General features: G+C 58.6%; 14 protein-coding genes, 1 pseudogene and 1 riboswitch. Of the genes and pseudogenes, 6 read left to right on the top strand and 9 right to left on the bottom strand.

Translation table 11 applies throughout. From position 1 onward, the window contains the following. Nucleotides 1-114: 114 nt before the first annotated feature. The gene (locus AC1ME2_RS10830) at nucleotides 115-567 is read right to left on the bottom strand and encodes a DUF1249 domain-containing protein (protein WP_480441036.1); all 453 of its coding nucleotides are present in this window, start codon (nucleotides 565-567) and stop codon (nucleotides 115-117) included. Next, on the bottom strand, nucleotides 558-1,175 hold the full coding sequence (locus AC1ME2_RS10835) for an NUDIX domain-containing protein (protein ID WP_480441037.1): 618 nt from the start codon (nucleotides 1,173-1,175) through the stop codon (nucleotides 558-560). The genes AC1ME2_RS10830 and AC1ME2_RS10835 overlap by 10 nt, the downstream gene beginning before the upstream one ends. 207 nt (nucleotides 1,176-1,382) lie before the next feature. Between AC1ME2_RS10835 and AC1ME2_RS10840 the strand changes: the two genes are divergently transcribed. Next, complete coding sequence (locus AC1ME2_RS10840) at nucleotides 1,383-2,129, top strand: RsiV family protein (protein ID WP_480441038.1); 747 nt, start codon at nucleotides 1,383-1,385, stop codon at nucleotides 2,127-2,129. Here AC1ME2_RS10840 and cytX read toward each other — a convergent pair. Together cytX and thiC are read right to left on the bottom strand one after the other, a co-directional pair. Beyond that, nucleotides 2,098-3,390, bottom strand: a complete 1,293-nt coding sequence (gene cytX / locus AC1ME2_RS10845; protein WP_480441040.1) for a putative hydroxymethylpyrimidine transporter CytX — start codon at nucleotides 3,388-3,390, stop codon at nucleotides 2,098-2,100. The genes AC1ME2_RS10840 and cytX overlap by 32 nt on opposite strands. A gap of 176 nt (nucleotides 3,391-3,566) precedes the next feature. After that, a complete protein-coding gene (thiC, locus tag AC1ME2_RS10850; protein WP_480441041.1) occupies nucleotides 3,567-5,456 on the bottom strand; it encodes a phosphomethylpyrimidine synthase ThiC in 1,890 nt (629 codons plus the stop codon). 156 nt (nucleotides 5,457-5,612) lie between these two features. Beyond that, nucleotides 5,613-5,717: riboswitch (TPP riboswitch) on the bottom strand. Between the two features lie 178 nt (nucleotides 5,718-5,895). Here thiC and AC1ME2_RS10855 point away from each other — a divergent pair. Further along, a complete protein-coding gene (locus tag AC1ME2_RS10855; RefSeq protein ID WP_480441042.1) occupies nucleotides 5,896-7,335 on the top strand; it encodes a TolC family outer membrane protein in 1,440 nt (479 codons plus the stop codon). A gap of 100 nt (nucleotides 7,336-7,435) precedes the next feature. Here AC1ME2_RS10855 and waaA read toward each other — a convergent pair whose 3' ends face one another. After that, on the bottom strand, nucleotides 7,436-8,713 hold the full coding sequence (gene waaA, locus AC1ME2_RS10860) for a lipid IV(A) 3-deoxy-D-manno-octulosonic acid transferase (RefSeq protein WP_480441044.1): 1,278 nt from the start codon (nucleotides 8,711-8,713) through the stop codon (nucleotides 7,436-7,438). Nucleotides 8,714-8,727: 14 nt separating this feature from the next. Further along, nucleotides 8,728-9,612, bottom strand: a complete 885-nt coding sequence (locus AC1ME2_RS10865; protein ID WP_480441045.1) for a LysR family transcriptional regulator — start codon at nucleotides 9,610-9,612, stop codon at nucleotides 8,728-8,730. Between the two features lie 93 nt (nucleotides 9,613-9,705). Between AC1ME2_RS10865 and AC1ME2_RS10870 the strand changes: the two genes are divergently transcribed. The 4 genes from AC1ME2_RS10870 to AC1ME2_RS10885 all read left to right on the top strand — a co-directional run bounded on the left by AC1ME2_RS10870 (nucleotide 9,706) and on the right by AC1ME2_RS10885 (nucleotide 13,090). After that, entirely contained in the window at nucleotides 9,706-10,038 is a 333-nt protein-coding gene (locus AC1ME2_RS10870; RefSeq protein WP_480441046.1) for a DMT family transporter, read from the top strand. Between the two features lie 77 nt (nucleotides 10,039-10,115). Beyond that, on the top strand, nucleotides 10,116-11,279 hold the full coding sequence (locus AC1ME2_RS10875; RefSeq protein WP_480442090.1) for an NAD(P)/FAD-dependent oxidoreductase: 1,164 nt from the start codon (nucleotides 10,116-10,118) through the stop codon (nucleotides 11,277-11,279). After that, nucleotides 11,276-12,085 (top strand): aldo/keto reductase, encoded by an 810-nt coding sequence (locus tag AC1ME2_RS10880; RefSeq protein ID WP_480441048.1) that lies wholly within the window; start codon nucleotides 11,276-11,278, stop codon nucleotides 12,083-12,085. Before AC1ME2_RS10875 ends, AC1ME2_RS10880 begins: the two co-directional genes overlap by 4 nt. A 39-nt stretch (nucleotides 12,086-12,124) precedes the next feature. Then, entirely contained in the window at nucleotides 12,125-13,090 is a 966-nt protein-coding gene (locus AC1ME2_RS10885; protein WP_480441049.1) for a metal ABC transporter ATPase, read from the top strand. 26 nt (nucleotides 13,091-13,116) lie between these two features. Here the strand turns inward: AC1ME2_RS10885 and AC1ME2_RS10890 are convergent, their stop codons facing one another. The 3 genes and pseudogenes from AC1ME2_RS10890 to AC1ME2_RS10900 all read right to left on the bottom strand — a co-directional run bounded on the left by AC1ME2_RS10890 (nucleotide 13,117) and on the right by AC1ME2_RS10900 (nucleotide 15,691). Further along, nucleotides 13,117-13,935, bottom strand: a complete 819-nt coding sequence (locus AC1ME2_RS10890; protein WP_480441051.1) for a hypothetical protein — start codon at nucleotides 13,933-13,935, stop codon at nucleotides 13,117-13,119. A 74-nt stretch (nucleotides 13,936-14,009) separates the two neighbouring features. Further along, nucleotides 14,010-14,714: pseudogene (locus AC1ME2_RS10895) on the bottom strand (hypothetical protein). Beyond that, nucleotides 14,714-15,691 carry a glycosyltransferase family protein gene (locus tag AC1ME2_RS10900; RefSeq protein ID WP_480441053.1) on the bottom strand — a complete coding sequence of 326 codons (978 nt, stop codon included), beginning with the start codon at nucleotides 15,689-15,691 and terminating at the stop codon, nucleotides 14,714-14,716. Before AC1ME2_RS10900 ends, AC1ME2_RS10895 begins: the two are co-directional and overlap by 1 nt. Between the last annotated feature and the right edge of the window lie 67 nt (nucleotides 15,692-15,758).

Here is a 15,758-nt window from a genome sequence, read left to right on the forward strand (position 1 = left end):
GCGATCTGGCCCTTGCGAGGGTAAACCCGTCAGCAAGACCTGCGCCACCTTCTAGAAAGCAGCCTTCTAGATATCAGTAATAGATGCCGTTTGTCAGCGCAGGGATGAAAAACCTCAGCGCACCGCTTCAAACTCATGCCCACACGCCAGGCAATGGCTCAGCCATTCACCCAGAAACAGGTTGAGCTGGGCCTTTTCATCAGGCTGGTGCATGGCGGCATTGGGATAAGGGTAGATGCCGCGAAATCGACGAGCGTGTTCGGCGCCGATGACTTCGGCCATGCGGGCGTCGTGATAGACCTGTACTTCCAGCTTGGGCACCGGCAACCACGGCAGGCTGTGCTCCTGACGTACTTGCAGGGTGGTGGTGTACGGGCAATCCAGCAGCACTTCGACGGTCAGCACGCCAAGCATTTGATCGCCCTGGGTAACTGCCACCCGACGTGAGCGTTGCTCGTTGCGCATGCCGGGGAGCAATCGCATCAAGCGCGCATAGTTGGCCTCGCAGGCAGCTTGCAGCCCGATAAGATCAACACGGTAGCGCTCGCGCACAAGGTTCACGACCATAGCCCCCTGACTTCAGTCCGGTTCAATGCCAACCATTGCAAAGCAATAAGGGTCGGGGCATTGAAAATTCGTCCATCGCGTATGGCCTTTAACGCATCGTCAAATGCCCACACCGTCACGCGAATATCCTCGCCTTCCGCTTCCAGCCCGTGCAGCCCACCCGCCCCCTCGCTGTCGCAATGCCCCAGGTACAGGTGAACGTATTCACTGCTGCCGCCCGGCGATGGAAAGTACTTGGTGATCGGCAACATCGCACTGAACGTAAGCCCAGCTTCCTCTTCTGCTTCGCGGTGGGCAACTTCTTCTGGTTGCTCATCTTTGTCGATCAGACCCGCCACCAGCTCAATCAGCCACGGATTATCGACTTTGCCCAGCGCACCTACCCGAAACTGCTCGATCAGCACCACTTCGTCGCGCCTTGCATCGTACGGTAGCACGCACACAGCATCGTGACGGACGAACAACTCGCGACTGATTTCGCGGCCCATGCCGCCCGCGAACAACTCGTGACGCAAGTGAACGCGATCCAATTGGTAAAAGCCCTTGAAGCAGTTTTCACGTTGCGTAATATCCACCGCCTTCGGGGTGGTTTTGATCGTATCAGTCATATATTTCTCACTACTGGACCCGCGTCTGCTTCGCGCCATCCTAGCGTGCTCTATCGCTGGATGCAGCCCTTAAAAGTGTTGTCGAGGTAACCGGGGTAGACGGCTGGTCCGCAAACAACTTCTAATTAGCCTAGTGGCGAACCGATGGAGCTGCTTGCAGTCGAACCACGTCAACTCGCCTTTTTTTTGTTACTGCCAAGGATCAACATGTCAATTTTGAGGATCACTTCGCTGGCGTGCATCGCACTGACGCTGGGCGCCTGCCAAAGCCTCTTCCAGCCCAATATGCGTGCACCGCTTGAAGTACGGCGTGATGCCTCGGAGCAGATCAAACCGGGCTGTACCGGGGTGGACTGTCCATTAGTAAATATCGACACCGTGCATTTTCCGGATGAGCCGACACTCGACAGCCTTGTCGAGAGATCCCTACTGCAAATGACCGGCAACTCGCCAAGCGCACCGTTGCCCGTGTCGCTTAAAGCGTACGAAGAACAATTTCTGCGTGAAGCGCCAAGCCATAACGGCAGCTATTTGCAAGCCAAGGTACGCGAACAGCATGACGGTCTGGTGATTGTCGAACTGTCCAGTTATCTGGACACCGGTGACGAACAGGGAACACCCGGTCGCGGATTCATTAACTATTCCCGTCAGCAACACAGGGCGCTGGCCCTGCAAGACATGCTTTTGCCGGGGCAGGAAGAGGCGTTCTGGCTGACAGCGCAGCAAGCCCACAAAGAATGGCTGATTAACACCAGCCTCGCTCAGGATCCTGCGTTCGTAAAGACGTGGCCGTTCCAGAAAACCCCTAACGTCGCCCTGACCGCTGGCGGAATCATTCTAAAATACGGCGTGGCAACAATTGCCCCTTATGCCAGTGGCCACATTGAGCTGAAGATGTCTTACCTTCAGCTCAATGGCATCCTCAAGCCGGAACTGTTCCCGCGCCGCGATTGAATGCCTGGCCCAGCAACAGTTGCAGCACGCCAGCCACGATCAGGGCTGGCAGTGTTGCACCCACGTCAGGGTACAGGTTGGCCAGCAGGTGATAGGTGCTGACACCCCCCAGCCAGGCCAGCAGCGTCATCCAGCGAAAGCCAACGGTCGCCATCTGGCTGCTACGTCGGCGCTGGATGAAGTGATCCACCAGCACAACACCGAACAATGGCGCGAACACCGAGCCGATCAGCAGCAGGAAGTTCTGGTACTGCGCCAGCGGCGCGAAGCAGGCGATCAGGGTGCAGATTACGCCGATGGCCAATGACAGATGCTCGACCTTCAAACGCAGCAGAATCCCGCTGGACACCGCCGCCGAGTGAATATCGGCGAACGCGTTTTCTGATTCGTCGAGCAGAATCAGTAACAGTGGAATGCCCAGCCCCGCACCGGCCAACGCCAGCAGCAACGCATTGATTTCGCCACTCGGCGCGAACGCCAGGGTGTAGGCAACGCCGAGGCTCATTAGCCAGAAGTTTCCGATAAAGAAGCCCAGCGCAGTACCGCCGAAGACACTCTTGGCGCGCTTGCCGAACCGGGAATAGTCGGCGATCAACGGCAGCCAGGACAACGGCATGGCAATGGCGATATCAAAACCCACGGCAAATGGCATCGAACCGTCACCGGCGTGCGACCAGAGTGCGGACAAGTCGGTCTTAGTCAGCAGGTTCCAGGTCAACCATACACACGCCGCCAGCAGCAGCCAGATGCCCCACTTGCGCAGTATCTGACGCACAAAGTTCAAGGGTCCGCTGACCGCCAGCAAGGTGGCCAATGCGCCGAAAAACAAGGTCCACAGCAGTGGGTTGGCCCACAAGCTGCCCTCGGCGAACGCACGTGCGCCCAGCAAGCTGGCGGCGTCACGCATGATGATGATCTCGAAAGCACCCCAACCCACCAATTGCAGCAGGTTGAGTACCGCTGGCAGCGACGCGCCACGGGTGCCAAGGCTGAGCTTGAGCGCGGCCATGGCCGAAAGCCCGGTATCGCTGCCGATCACGCCCACAGCGGCCAACAGCAAAACACCGACGAGGGTGCCGAGGAAAATGGCCAGCAGAGACCCTGACATGCCCAGCCCCGGCGCCAGCAACGCGCCGGTTTGCAGGACCATCAGGCCAATGCCGAGGGAAAACCACAGGGAAAACAAATCACGACCACCGAACACACGCTTGCCCACAGGCACCGCGACGTCGGGGGAGTAGGTATTGGTTGAGGGGTTCACGGGGGGTTATCTCAGAGGAACAATGGTTGTCAGGTCGCAATGGGGCGGACTGAGGAATCTATGGCGTCTGGACTGATGTCTCGCGAACAAGTTCGCTCCTACAGGGGATCGCATTTTTTCTGTAGGAGCGAACTTGTTCGCGAGGCAGGCGCCGCGGTGTTTCAGGTCAACTCAATTCAAACCTTTTTGTACAGCTGGCTACCTTCCTGCTTGAAGCGCTCGGCCTGTTCTCGCAGGCCCTCCTGCACGGCCAGGTCCACAGTTTCGATGTGCTGGTTGGCTGCGTATATCCGAACTTCCTGGGTAATCTTCATCGAGCAGAACTTCGGCCCACACATGGAACAGAAGTGCGCAACCTTGGCCGAGTCCTTCGGCAGGGTTTCGTCGTGGTACGAGCGCGCGGTATCCGGGTCGAGACCCAGGTTGAACTGGTCTTCCCAGCGAAACTCGAAGCGCGCCTTGCTCAAGGCATTGTCGCGAATCTGCGCGCCGGGGTGGCCCTTGGCCAAGTCCGCCGCATGGGCCGCGATCTTGTAGGTGATGATCCCGGTCTTCACGTCATCCTTGTTCGGCAGACCCAAGTGCTCCTTGGGCGTGACGTAGCACAGCATGGCGCAACCAAACCAGCCGATCATGGCCGCACCGATGCCCGACGTGATGTGGTCGTAGCCCGGCGCGATGTCGGTGGTCAACGGCCCGAGGGTGTAGAACGGCGCCTCGTCGCAGCACTCCAGCTGCTTGTCCATGTTCTCTTTGATCAACTGCATCGGGACGTGGCCCGGGCCTTCAATCATCGTCTGGACGTCATGTTTCCAGGCAATCTTGGTCAGTTCGCCGAGGGTTTCCAGCTCACCGAATTGCGCGGCGTCGTTGGCATCGGCAATCGAACCCGGACGCAGGCCGTCGCCCAGCGAGAAGCTGACGTCATAGGCCTTCATGATTTCGCAAATGTCTTCGAAATGCGTGTACAGGAAGTTTTCCTGGTGATGCGCCAGGCACCACTTGGCCATGATCGAACCGCCACGGCTAACAATCCCGGTCACGCGCTTGGCGGTCAGCGGTACATAACGCAACAGCACGCCAGCGTGAATAGTGAAGTAGTCGACGCCCTGTTCGGCTTGCTCGATCAACGTGTCGCGGAACAGCTCCCAGGTCAGGTCTTCGGCTGCGCCGTCAACTTTTTCCAGCGCCTGGTAAATCGGCACAGTACCGATCGGGACCGGCGAGTTACGGATGATCCATTCACGGGTTTCGTGGATGTGTTTGCCCGTGGACAGGTCCATGACCGTGTCCGAACCCCAGCGAATACCCCAGGTCAGTTTGGCGACTTCTTCTTCGATGGAAGAACCCAGCGCGCTGTTGCCGATGTTGCCGTTGATCTTCACCAGGAAGTTACGACCGATGATCATCGGTTCCAGCTCAACGTGGTTGATGTTGGCAGGGATGATTGCGCGGCCGCGGGCGATTTCGTCACGGACGAACTCAGCGGTGATTTCTTTCGGGACGCTGGCACCGAAGCTGTGACCCGCGTGCTGCGGCGTCAGAAGACCGGCTGCGCGGGCTTCCTGCAACTTCATGTTTTCGCGGATGGCGACGTATTCCATCTCAGCGGTAATGATGCCCTGACGCGCATAGTGCATCTGGCTGACATTGGCGCCGGCCTTGGCCCGACGCGGGTTGCGCACATGGGCGAAGCGCAGTGCTGTCAGCTCGGCATCGCTCAGACGCTCTTGGCCAAAGTTGGAACTCAGGCCCACCAGGCGCTCGGTATCGTTACGCGATTCAATCCAGGGCGAACGGATGTCCGCCAGGCCTTTGCGCACGTCGATGATCACGTTGGGGTCGGTGTAGGGGCCAGAGGTATCGTAAATAACCACCGGCGCGTTGATCTCGCCGCCAAAGTCGGTCGGCGTCACGTCCAGCGTGACTTCGCGCATCGGCACAAGGATGTCCGGGCGCGAGCCCTGAACATAGATTTTTTGCGAGCGGGTGAAGGGCTGAACAGATCCCGAATCGACCTTGGCCGAATCGCTCAAATTGGTGGCGTCTTTTAGTTTTTTACTCATCACGGGCACTCCAGGCATCATCCAGCGGCGGATTAATTGTCGGAGCAAACCTGAATGGCATGGATGCACCAGGGCTGGTGCTGAGTATCGAAAGGAGGCGTTACTGTTCATTTATTGAACAATCGACCCCGGACGACACTCAAGAGGACTCGCCGGGAGACGAGAAATCTTGTTCCCTACGCAGGCGTTAACCCGATCAGGTTCAACGGGATCCGGATTAACCGATCTCAGCCTCATAGCAAGGCACCCCGACAAGAACGTCGCCAGTCTAGTCAAGACGCAGGCAGAACGCCAACATCGTTGTATATCGTTCGATAAATGGCGGATATGCAGGATTGTTGTGAGCAACCCCGAGAATTACACTCTCAGCGTTGCGGATCGTGCCCCGTAGTGGCGGCCTCCACATCACCCTCGCACTATCAACTCTAGGGAACGTCTCATGCTGCGCAAACTTTCACTGGCGCTTGCCGTGTCTTGTGCTTCCAACGGAATGGCCTGGGCAGCAGACATGCCTTTACCGATCAAGACGGGCCTGGTCAACGTGTATCAGGAGGCCGTGAATAACAACGCCGATCTGGCTGCCGCCCGCGCCGAATACGCCGCCCGCAAGGAAATCGTGCCCCAGGCGCGCGCTGGCCTGTTGCCTAACCTGTCTGCTGGTGCGGACATCAACAACACCCGCACTCAAATTGACCGACCCGCGATGGCCGCCACCCGCAGTGGCAATGTCTATCAAGCGACCTTGAGCCAGCCCATCTTCCGCGCCGATCGCTGGTTCCAGTTGCAGGCGGCCGAAGCAGTCAACGAGCAAGCCGCGCTGGAGCTTTCCGCGACCGAGCAGAACCTCATTTTGCAGAGTGCACAGGACTACTTCACCGTCCTGCGAGCTCAGGACACCCTGGCCTCGACCAAGGCTGAAGAGGCCGCCTTCAAGCGACAACTGGATCAAGCCCAGGAGCGCTTTGATGTCGGCCTGTCCGACAAGACCGACGTGCTCCAGTCCCAGGCCAGTTACGACACTTCACGCGCCAACCGGATCATCGCCAAACGCCAGGTGGAGGATGCCTTCCAGTCGTTGACGACCTTGACCAACCGCGACTACAACGCCATCGAAGGCATCGTTCACACCCTGCCGGTGCTGGCGCCAACGCCCAACGATGCCAAGGCCTGGGTCGACACCGCATCGCAACAGAACCTGAACCTGCTCGCCAGCAATTACGCGGTGAGTGCCGCTGAAGAAACCCTGCGCCAACGCAAAGCCGGGCATGCACCCACCCTCGATGCGGTTGCCTCGTACAAGCGAGGGGATAACGATGCGCTGGGCTTCAGCAACCCCAACTTCACGGGCCAGAATTATGGCGGCAATGTCGAAGAGCGCAGCATCGGCGTTGAGTTGAATATCCCGCTCTACAGCGGTGGTTTGACCAGCTCGCAGGTGCGAGAAGCCTATTCACGCCTGAACCAGAGCGAGCAGCGCCGCGAAGCCCTGCGCCGTCAAGTGGTGGAAAATACCCGCAACCTGCACCGCGCAGTGAACACCGATGTCGAGCAAGTTCAGGCACGCAAGCAATCCATCATTTCCAACCAGAGCGCGGTGGAAGCGACCGAAGTCGGTTATCAGGTGGGGACACGCAATATCGTCGACGTGCTCGACGCCCAGCGCCAGCTGTACAGCTCGGTGCGTGAATACAACAACACGCGCTACGACTACATCATCGACAACCTGCGCCTGAAGCAAGCGGCCGGCACGCTGAGCCCGGGTGACTTGCAAGACCTGTCACGCTACCTCAAAGCCGACTACAACCCGGACAAAGACTTCCTGCCGCCGGACCTGGCGAAGGCAGCGCAGAAAAACGTCGAGAAACCTTCGGAGTATTGATCGCTTTCGCAGGCCTGTCGCCACAGGGTGAGCGAGATTTCTAGATGTGGGAGCGAATTCATTCGCGAATGAATTCGCTCCCACAATGTGAACTGCAGTCTTACAACCCCGACACCCGCCCCAGCATCCCCAACAACCGCTGCAACGCGCCCTGATTGGCGCGCATCACTTTCAGGCCGGCGTCGGCCATGATGCGGGCAAGTGCGGGTTGATCGAACAGGCGCTGCACCGCTACCGCCAGCCCCACCGCGTCACTCACTTCTTCCAACGCTCCGGCGTCGCGCAGCAGCGTGGCAATCTCCAGGAAGTTGAACAGGTGCGGGCCGCTCAAGACCGGCTTGGCCAATGCGGCAGGTTCCAGCAGGTTGTGCCCGCCACTGGGCACCAGGCTGCCACCGACGAACGCACAATCGGCCAAGGCGTACAGAAACAGCAACTCCCCCATGGTGTCACCCAACAGCACCGTCGTGGTTGACGTCACCGCTCGCCCCGTCGAGCGACGAATCGTCTCGAAGCCTTGCTGCCAACACAGGTCATGGACGCTGGCGAAGCGTTCAGGGTGGCGCGGCACCAGGATCAATAATGCATCGGGGTGGCTGACGAGCAACTGTCGATGGGCCGCCAGCACGGTTTCATCTTCGCCTGCATGGGTGCTGGCCGCGATCCATAGTGGACGCCGGCTGGCCTGCCATTGCTCGCGCAGCTCAGCGGCACGCACCAATAACTGAGGGTCGATGCTCAAATCAAACTTGATTGACCCCGTGACCTCGACACGGTCGGGCCGCGCCCCCAGGTCGAGAAAGCGTTGCGCCTCGACCTCGGTCTGCACGGCGAACCCACTCATTTCGGCGAGCATCGGCCGGGTCAACTTGGCGAAACGTCCATAACCGCGCGCCGAGCGCTCAGACAGCCGGGCGTTGGCCAGAACCACTGGAATACTGCGCTTGGCGCATTGGTGAATGTGGTTGGGCCACAGTTCGGTCTCCATGATGACCCCGAGCCGAGGCTGGACATGATCGAGAAAACGTCCGGCTGCCCAGGGTAAATCGTAGGGCAGATAACAATGCTGAATGCGCGGTTCGTCAGCGAACAGCGCCTTGATCCGCTCCGAACCGGTCGGCGTCATGCAGGTCACGGTAATCGGCAACTGTGGATAACGCGTCAGCAAGGCGCGGATCATCGGTGCCGCCGCGATGCTTTCGCCCACCGATACCGCATGCACCCAAATACCGCCGTGTTGCATCGGCGGCAGGCCCAACGAAAAGCGCTCGCCGATTCGCTGTGCGTAAGCGGGGGCCTTACGCGCCCGCAACCACAGGCGCAGCGCGACCAAGGGCAAACCAAGATGAAACAGCAGGGTATAAAGGGTTCTATTCATGGCGCCGGAGTTTATCAGCCAATCGCCTGCAAATGCCGAGCAAAGCATTCGGCCAGCCACCTGGCCGCCGGACCCAGTGGCTCGTCACGGCGCCAGACCATCTCCACCACCAGGGCCGGTGGGGTCCAGTCGCTGGTCAGTTCGACCATCTGATTCTGGTACGCCGGGTACTGCACCACATGCCGGGGCAACCAGGCCCAGCCGAGGCCACGCATGAGCAATTCGGCCATCACGTAAAAACTGTCGGCACGCCAGACCTGCGCACTGATTTGTTCGCCACCGGGATAGCCGCTTTGTTGAGGCGTGATCAATAGCTGCCGATGGCGGCCCAACTGTTGCCGACTGACCCGCGACGCGCTGACCAAGGGATGACCCACCGCGCACACCGTGACCATTTCGACACTGCCCAGCACCCGCCGCTCCAGAGCTTCGGGCATCTGCTCATGGTGAAACAGCAACCCCAGATCGGCGCGGCGTTCCACCAGTTTGCGCGCCACATCACCTTGGGCGCCGCTGGCCAGTTGCACCTCCAGGCCGGGAAACTGTTCAGCCAGCGCTTCGAGGCTGTCCAGCACCGGCTGATAAGGCATGGCTTCATCATGCGCCAGTCGCAAACGGGCTTCCTGCCCGCGCATCAAGGCCAGTGCCCGTCCGTCCAGGCGCTCACACTGGCGCAATAGCTCTCGTGCTTCTTCAAGCAACGCGCCGCCTGCTTCGGTCAAACGCGGTTGTCGGCCGCTGCTGCGGTCGAACAGGCTCACACCCAGGTCAGCCTCCAACAACGCAATACCATTGCTGACCGCTGATTGCGCGCGCTGCAGATCCCGCGCCACGGCCGAGAATGAGCGCTGTTCGGCGACGCTGACGAATAAACGGATTTGCTCGAGGTTCCATTGCAAGGCGCACCAACCTATCGAATAGAGAGATAGGTAATGACTTTACCCCATCTGATCGATCTCTAGAATGCGCGACTAACGAAGAGGATCACCATCATGACTGCCTACTACTACCTGGCCATTGCCATCTGTGCAGAAGTTATCGCCACTGTCTCGATGAAAGCGGTCAAAGGCATCAGCACGCCATTGCCGTTGCTGTTAGTGATCGTGGGTTACGGCATTGCGTTCTGGATGCTGACGCTGGTGGTGCGCAGTATTCCAGTCGGTGTTGCCTACGCTGTCTGGGCGGGGATGGGCATCGTCATGGTCAGTATTGCCGCGCTGTTCATTTACGGGCAGAAACTCGACGTGCCAGCGATGCTCGGCATGGGCTTGATCGTCCTCGGGGTGGTCGTGATTCAACTGTTCTCGAAAACCGCCGGGCATTGAAAATTCGATCCTCTATAATGGCGGCATCCGTTTAGCCACCGAGGTCGTCCATGCCATCTGTGCTCACTCCATCCCCCATGACCACTGACGTACTCATCGTCGGTGCCGGCGTTGCCGGCCTTTGGCTCAATGCGCGCCTGCAACGCCAAGGGTTCTCGACAGTATTGGTGGAAAGCGCCAGCCTCGGCGGCGGGCAAAGCACAAAGTCCCAGGGGATCATCCACGGCGGCGCCAAATACGCGCTGCACGGAGCACTGAGCGGCGCGTCCGAAGCGATCGCCGACATGCCCCGGCGCTGGCGTGATGCGCTCGCAGGTAAAGGCGAGCTGGACCTGTCCAGTGTGCGCGTACTGTCTGAAGCGCATTACTTGTGGTCGCCCGGAACCATCGCGGGCAACCTCACCAGCTTTTTCGCCAGCAAGGCCGTGCGCGGCAGGGTCGATCACGTCACCGGCGAAGACCTGCCACCGGCGCTGCAAAATCCCGGTTTCAAGGGCAAGGTCTATCGACTGGCCGAGCTGGTGATCGATGTACCCAGCCTGATCGAACGCCTCGCCGAGCTGTCGGGTGACAGCTTGCTGGCCGGCGAAAACATCGAACCGTTGCTTGAAGGCGAAGAGCTGATCGGCCTGCGGGTCGATGGCCGTGAGATTCATGCTCAGCGCGTGGTTTTAAGTGCGGGTGCGGGCAATGCGGAGCTGTTGAAATCCATGGGGGTGTCTCATCCCACCATGCAACGCCGTCCGCTGCACATGGTCATGGTCAAGGGACCGACCCTGAAGCCCTTGTATGCCCATTGTCTGGGCGGTGGGCCGAAACCCCGCGTCACGGTGACCACTCACCCGGCGGCCGACGGCCAATGGGTCTGGTACCTGGGTGGCGATCTGGCCGAAGCCGAGGGTGTCGCCCGTGAACCCGCTGCACAAATCGCGGCGGCAAAAAAAGAACTCGGCAATTTGCTGCCGTGGGTCGACCTGAGCCAAGCCCAGTGGGCCACCTTGCGTATTGATCGGGCAGAACCGGCACAGTCCGGCCTGGTCCGCCCGGACAACGCCTATCTGTCGGTGCAACAACGTCTGATGGTGGGCTGGCCGACCAAGCTGGCGCTGGCCCCCGATTTTGCTGATCGTGTATTGGCTGCACTGGTCCGAGATGACATTCATCCGACGCCGCAGTTGCCACTCGTCGGCCTGCCGAAGCCGCCCATGGCGCAACCGGTCTGGGATCAACTGCTGCCATGAATACCCTGCATGAACTGCATCGCCCGCTGGGCAGCACTGGCCTGCTTGTTTCACCCTTGGGGCTGGGCACCGTCAAGCTGGGCCGTGATCAAGGGGTCAAGTACCCCAGCGGCTTCACGATCCCCGATGATCGAGAAGCACAAATGCTGCTCAAGCTGGCCCGAGACTTGGGCATCAACCTGATCGACACCGCCCCGGCCTACGGCACCAGCGAAGAGCGGCTGGGCCCGCTGCTGCGTGGTCAGCGTCAAGAATGGGTGATTGTCAGCAAGGTCGGCGAGGAGTTCGAAGGGGGTCAGTCACGGCACGACTTCAGTGCCGAACACACACGCCTGTCAGTGGAGCGTAGCCTCAAGCGCCTGGAGACTGACTTCATCGACCTGGTGCTGGTCCATTCAGACGGCAATGATCTGGCCGTGCTTAACGACTCCGGGGTGTATCAGGCGCTGGCCGAACTCAAGCAGCAGGGCAAAATTCGCGGCTACGGTTTTTCTGGCAAAACGGTCGAAGGCGGCTTGCTGGCGTTGCGCGAAGGCGATTGCGCAATGGTCACCTACAATCTCAACGAACAAAGCGAAAAGCCGGTATTGGACTACGCCGCCCGCCATGGCAAGGCCATCCTTGTGAAGAAGGCGCTGGCCAGCGGTCACGTGTGCCTGAGCCCGGGCGTCGACCCGGTCCAGGCCAGCTTCGAGTTGCTGTTTGACCATCCGGGCGTCGCCAGTGCTATTGTCGGGACCATTAATCCGCTGCACCTGGCCCATAACGTGGCGACTGCCGCCGCCGTGATTCGCCGTCAAACCTGATTCAGGTGTCGGCCGTCGCCAACGCAAGAAGGAGCCGACATGCCGCGAACGTTGATTCGGAAAAACCCCAACAACTTTAAAACCCTGCCGCTGTCCGTCGAAGCCACACCCGAAGGCCTGAATTACCAGAGCGTCGGCATGCCGTTGAACTTCGCCCAGACCCTGCAACGTCGACGCAAGATCGAAGTGGCCGATGCAGAGCGCTTTTCTGTGGATCTGGCCAATCTCGGGGTGTCAGTGCGCTTGACCTTGAACTGGCAGAACCGCGATTACTGGGTGTTGGTCAGGCAGCGCCGGCAGGACCGTGGCGATGTGGTGCTGAAATTGATTTCCGGCTATGTCCCTGCGCATGAACTGAATCTGCCGCTGCACACCGCCATTCAGGAAGTCGCTGAAGAGTGCTTGATTGAAACGCCCCAAGGCTGGCTGAGCGGACGTTTCAACGGTGCCTGGCTCCCTGCGCCCTATGCCTCGGCGCTGCATTACCGTGAAGCCCTGCCCTTTTGTCTGACCCCGTTATCCGGCGCTGCCAGACCCGTACGCTGCGGGAGCATGACCCTGATGGAGCGCCCGCGCGCTTACGTGCACCTGCCTACGGCGTCTCTGCAACTGGTTTACGACTTGCGCTTGGAGGTGCCCAAAGAAGCAAGGCCACTGAGCCTGTTTCACGTTGATGAGCGCCTGGAAAACGATCAATTGGTCGCACGACTCAACCGCAGTCGTCCCGACCTGTATTTGATGCCTCTGGAAAATGGTTTACCCAAGCCCGAGCTGTACACGCTCAAACGCGACAAACTGCAACCCGCCAGCACCCGAGGTCTGTATCTGGCCGAGAGTTTTGCGCCACAGGAAGGCTGGATCGTGCGTGAAGAGCGGATTCGCTGGAAGGATTGGCTCAGGCAACAGGGGCTGGAGCTACCGAAAAAACCAAGGTCAGGACTAACTCGGTTGAAGGTCAAGGCGCGGCAATTGGTCCAACTGGTGCGAGGCGGACTGCAAAAATGACTGCGACCGCTCTTGCCTGAAGCCGTTTACCTCTCGGGCTTATCCGAGAGCTGCCTGTCCCTGAAGGTGCGCAACCGGGCAAACAGATGAAAGTAGCGATTCTCACGCTTGCCCATCCCGCGCTTAGGCGAGAAGGACTCTTCGGCAAATGCTCCGGTGATTCGAACACGCGAGGCCGTGGTGTCCATAGTGCAAACCTCGGCACCCGCCTGTTGCAGCACGTATTTGAGCAACCGCTCGGAATGCAGTTTTCTTCCCGTAGACTCACAGAAATCAAAGATGTGCTCGATACGCTTTCCATAAGCCTTGTAGGCATCACGGCCACAAATGGCAAATCGATCGTTCAGGCCGCCCCACCACTGCCAATCAGGGATGTAGACGTTGAAGCGTCTGGCCTTCGGGCGCTTGAACACATAGGGAGGGAGAGGTTTGTGAAAAAAATTATCGGGCCGCGCGAACACCACAAAGTCAGGCTCGAAGGATTCCATCATCGCGGTGACGCTGTGCAGCGAATTCAGCTGATAGATCAGATTCCTGAGCGATACGTGCTCATCGCCCCAGGTATCGCCGAGTGCTTTCACTCGCTCGAAGTCCCAGCGTTCAAGAACGCCTTCTGTTGAGTCAAGCAAGCCAGTCATCGGCTCGAAGACCTCGTAGTTATCCGCCTTCAGCTCTCCCTTTTCACCTGAGCGCTGGTTTTGGACTTCGTCGATTTTATAGAGGTGATAAAAACACTTTACGTTGCTGTTCGCAGGAAGCTGTGCAAGTAGATTCTCCTGGATCGAGGGAAAGCAGATTTCCGAGTTTCTTGGAATCCCAAAAAAAGCGACCGCGACATTTAACACTTGATTGCACCCTGGAAAAAAATAATCGAGCCCTGATTCCGCGCCCCGTCGACAACGGGCCGCAAACCGGAATTTCATTTGCGACTAAACAATGTCCGCCACCAACTGCGACACTGCAGACTTACGCTGACAACATCCGATTTGAGTAACCAGGCGCGCTCATAGCCCCAAGCGTGCCCACCCCAAAGCTTGCCCGCCTCATTGGAAAAACCCAATGTCAAAAGCTGATAGTTATAACCCGCATGGCCGCGCAGCCACTCGAACAGCACCAAGGCATTGAAGCCCGGTGGTAGGCCCGACATAGCGTTTTCCGCCCGGGCGATCGGTCGGGTAGTTCCACAGAGCTGATAGCGGGATGCGGTCCCAATAAAGAGCTACTTGAGGCAATGGGCACAACGCCTCGCTACAGCCCACCAGCACTGTGAAACAACGGGTGCCCGGTTGTTCAAACAGCTGTTGCACTTCAGCCCGGTAAGGAAGACCGAAAAAGTAGCAGTCCGGTGCGTTGAAACCGTGCACGAGCACGTTGACGCTGTCGGGCAGAGTAGCTCGAACTTCAAGCACGTGTTAAAGCCGACCACTACGTCATGGACGCCGATATTCAGTGCCTGGAAGTCCTCTCACGTGATGGCCGGATTATTGGCTACCAATACCACCCGCGTGGTCCTTTGCAAGCACGCCTTCAACTCCTCGGGCAGGCAATTGAGAACAATCTGATTACCGCCAGGCATCGCATCCAACGCCATTTCACTGGACGTTTCAACCTTGTCGTTACGCATCACTTCCTCAGCACATTCATTCCATAGCGCATCTTCACCCACAGTCGAGTGAGCGCTGAGGGCTGCTGCCAAGGGCGCATCTCACGCTGAATCTCGACAGCTAGGTCACGACCCACACGAGCAAAGGAATATTGGCTAACTGCGAACGCCTGCCCGCTATTGGCGATACGAGACGCCAGTGCTGGGTCGTTCTGCAGCAGCTTGAGCTTTTCCACGGCCTCATCTTCGGAGCGATAGAACACCACGTTGTGCATGTCCTGAAAGCCCAGCAAACTGTCTTCCTCACCCTGGCTCCACGCCAGCAGCACACAGCCACAGGCCATGGCTTCGAAGTTCTTGATCATGAATTCGCCCATACCGGCATCGGCGCTCACGAAAACCTTGATGCGATTGAGTGTTTGCAGATACTCGGCGCCGGACTCCGTGCGGGTCACCAACATGCCAGTACGTTGAGCCAAGGCTTCGAGGATTGCCTTGCGCTGCGCATACTCTCTGCTTTTCAGGCTACCCAGAAAACCGATTGGAATATCCCGCTCACCGCCAAAATTGCGCAGTGTCTGTTCGTCGTAACCCTTGGACACGAACACCGCGTCGATATCTTCGGCTTGCATCCGACGCGCAACGACGGCACCCGAAACCAGCGCACGAGACCATGGAAGACGCTTGTACAGGTGCGAATAAGCCTTGAAGTACTTACTGCTGGGCATGTAGTTCTGATAGGCGTCATGTTCCAGAAAAATCAGCCCCGGAATGCATTTCAATACCGAAAGTTGCGGAGCGAGGCGTTTGACCCTCGAGAAAATCACTACCCGATCAAAGTCATGATGATTGACCGACGCGAAAAACGGACCCAGATTCATGTGCTGATGTTTACTCAGCCGATAGATAACGCATTCATCGCAGTTCTGCTGCACGGTTTCATACAGGCGATCCAGGATGACTCGCTGTTCATCCATCACCAGTAGCATGACTTTCATACATTGACTTTCCCGAGTCACAACTGCACAAAAATGGCAGGTTCTCAGCGTGTGCGGAGTACCCGTA

The organism is Pseudomonas sp. ASL9 (assembly GCF_056680335.1).